The organism is Polaromonas sp. P4_F9 (assembly GCF_056401235.1).
In genome coordinates, this window is record NZ_JBFUJT010000077.1 from 1 (window position 1) to 2,578 (window position 2,578).

Below are 2,578 nucleotides of genomic sequence, written 5' to 3' on the forward strand. Positions count from 1 at the left end.
AGTGCGACCTGCAAGTCGCATGGATTTCTGTTTCACAGGAGGACTTATGAACTGATGAAACCGGTTGTTCCACCAACCGTTCCCTACCTGGACATGCGATGCTGGCAACGGCATGGTGTGAAGCTTCAGGAACAACGTACCCTCCGATTTATTCGGGGCGTCAAACCGCGAGGAGAGACGCCTTCTGCTAGCACTACGGCGGAGAGGGGCCAGGGATGAGCGGATACGACCAACATATGTGAACCTCTGACAAGCGTCGTCATACCAGACAAGCCAAAAGTGCTGACAGGCTTGAACCAAAAGGTGCGTGGTCAGGTGCTAGTCCTTACCGATGACTACACGTGGACAAGCGGCCACCGGCGTAAAGGAGGGGTCCGACCCGCTCGGAAATGCATGCGGAACAGGGTAAGCCCGTATAGCTGCCAGAAAYGGCAGGCGAACCGTAAGGAACGCTGTTGGCAATGCGGGTATAGGAATGTGGAAAAAGCGAACGCCCAGTTGTAATGACGGRGATATAGGCCTCATGGCCTGACGCGAAAGCGGGCAGACTTCCACGTGGTCTTTCATGGTGAGAGAGCTTGATAAATCGTTCAACATGGGAAAGCAGATGACGGCAAACGGAACCAAGGCGAGAGCAAGCGTTCGGGATGCTGGTGCGCCTGTGCACGAYGTGCTGMTATGGGATCAGTCCRACTGGTTTCGAATAGAGCACGAGGTGAGACGACTGCAAGTGCGTATTGCCAAGGCAGCAAGGGAAGGTCGGTGGGGTAAAGTGAAAGCKCTGCAGCACCTGCTAACCCGCTCGCAAAGCGGCAAGATTCTTGCTGTCAAGCGGGTGACGGAAAATCGCGGCAAGAGAACGCCGGGTGTGGATGGGAAGATATGGTYGACACCGTTGTCCAAAGGGYGCGCCGTGAATTCATTGAGGCACCGCGGATACCATCCGCAGCCGCTTCGACGGATTCACATTCCGAAARYTAACGGYAAGATGCGCCCATTGGGGATTCCAACGATGCACGACCGAGCTATGCAGTCGCTATGGAAACTGGCAYTGGAGCCGATTGCAGAGACCCTAGCTGACGCAAACTCATATGGGTTTCGGCCTAAACGYTCAACGGCRGATGCCATCGCGCATTGYTTCATGGCWCTTGCGCGGCGYGATGCCGCTCARTGGGTACTTGAGGGTGACATTCGAGGTTGTTTCGACAATATCTCCCACGAATGGTTGCTCCGAAACATTCCGATGGACAAAGTTGTTTTACGTCGATGGCTTCAGGCCGGATACATGGAAGATGGCATCTTGTTTGCGACGAAAGCGGGAACCCCGCAAGGGGGAATAATCTCGCCGGTTCTTGCGAACATGGTGTTGGATGGTCTCACCAGTTCAATTTATGAGTGCCTCGCACCCACAGAAAAGAGCAGGCGACCATTCAAGGTTCACGTCGTAAGATATGCTGACGACTTTGTTGTCACCGGGGCCTCGAAAGAGATCCTGGAGCAACAAGTCCTCCCGGCGGTCGTTAAGTTCATGATCGCCAGAGGCTTGGAACTCTCGCAAGAGAAGACCAAGATTACGCACATTACGGCAGGATTCGACTTCCTCGGTCAAAATGTGCGCAAGTACGCGGGCAAGTTGCTGATTACACCGGCCAAGAAGAATGTTGCGTCCTTGCTTGATAGGGTACGGACATTCGTCAAGGCCAACGCAGGTGCGACACAAGCCAACTTGATCCGAACATTGAACCCCATCATTCGAGGATGGGCAATGTTCCACAGGCACATCGTGGCGAAGGCACGCTTCTCATGGTTAGATCACCAGATTTGGCAACTCTTATGGAGATGGGCGATGCGCCGGCACCCCATGAAACCTGCAGGCTGGGTGAAAAATCGTTACTTCCATATCTTGGGATACAAACATTGGGTATTTGCGGCGAAAGTGCGAGTCGATGGGGGAATTATTCCCCTATCCTTGTTCGAAGCCGCGAGTATCCCGATCATTCGGCATGTCAAGATACGACTCGGGGCCAACCCGTTTGACCCCACTTGGGACGATTACTTCACCCGTAGAGCATACGCAATATGACCCGCATTGCTGCCCGGTCCGACCAGGACCGTTCGAAAGGCTTGAGCCGTATGAGGGGTGACTCTCATGTACGGTTCTGAGGGGAGGATGCGGTGGCGACATCGCATCCTTACCCGACTGAAGCTGCACATCGAGACTTCACGAACCAGCGCACGCGGCGCAACGGCATCGTGGACGAAGCGGTCAAAATCAAAAACCGCAGCAAGTCACGCATCCGGGCGCGGGTGGAACATGTGTTCGGCGTGGTCAAACGGCTGTGGGGATTTGGCAAGGTGCGCTACCGCGGGCTGGCCAAGAACGCTACACGCGCCTTTACGGCATTGGCGCTGGCCAACATCTACCTCAGCCGACAACGGCTGATGGCACAGGTGGGCCCATGAGAGCGGAAAACGGGCCAGGAGGCCCGCGAAACAGGCAGTTCAGCAATCTATTTGATCCAAATCGAACCGTCATCAACCCGAGCGGGCGCTTTGGCGGTACTTGTTCAGCGAAGCC

General features: G+C 55.1%; 1 protein-coding gene and 1 pseudogene. Both read left to right on the top strand.

All coding sequences use genetic code 11. The annotated features are described in order from the left end of the window. The first annotated feature begins 607 nt into the window (after nucleotides 1-607). Entirely contained in the window at nucleotides 608-2,083 is a 1,476-nt protein-coding gene (gene ltrA / locus AC1DUB_RS28220; protein WP_477732381.1) for a group II intron reverse transcriptase/maturase, read from the top strand. A gap of 131 nt (nucleotides 2,084-2,214) precedes the next feature. Further along, nucleotides 2,215-2,463, top strand: a pseudogene (locus tag AC1DUB_RS28225) (transposase); the annotation flags it as partial. Nucleotides 2,464-2,578 lie beyond the last annotated feature (115 nt).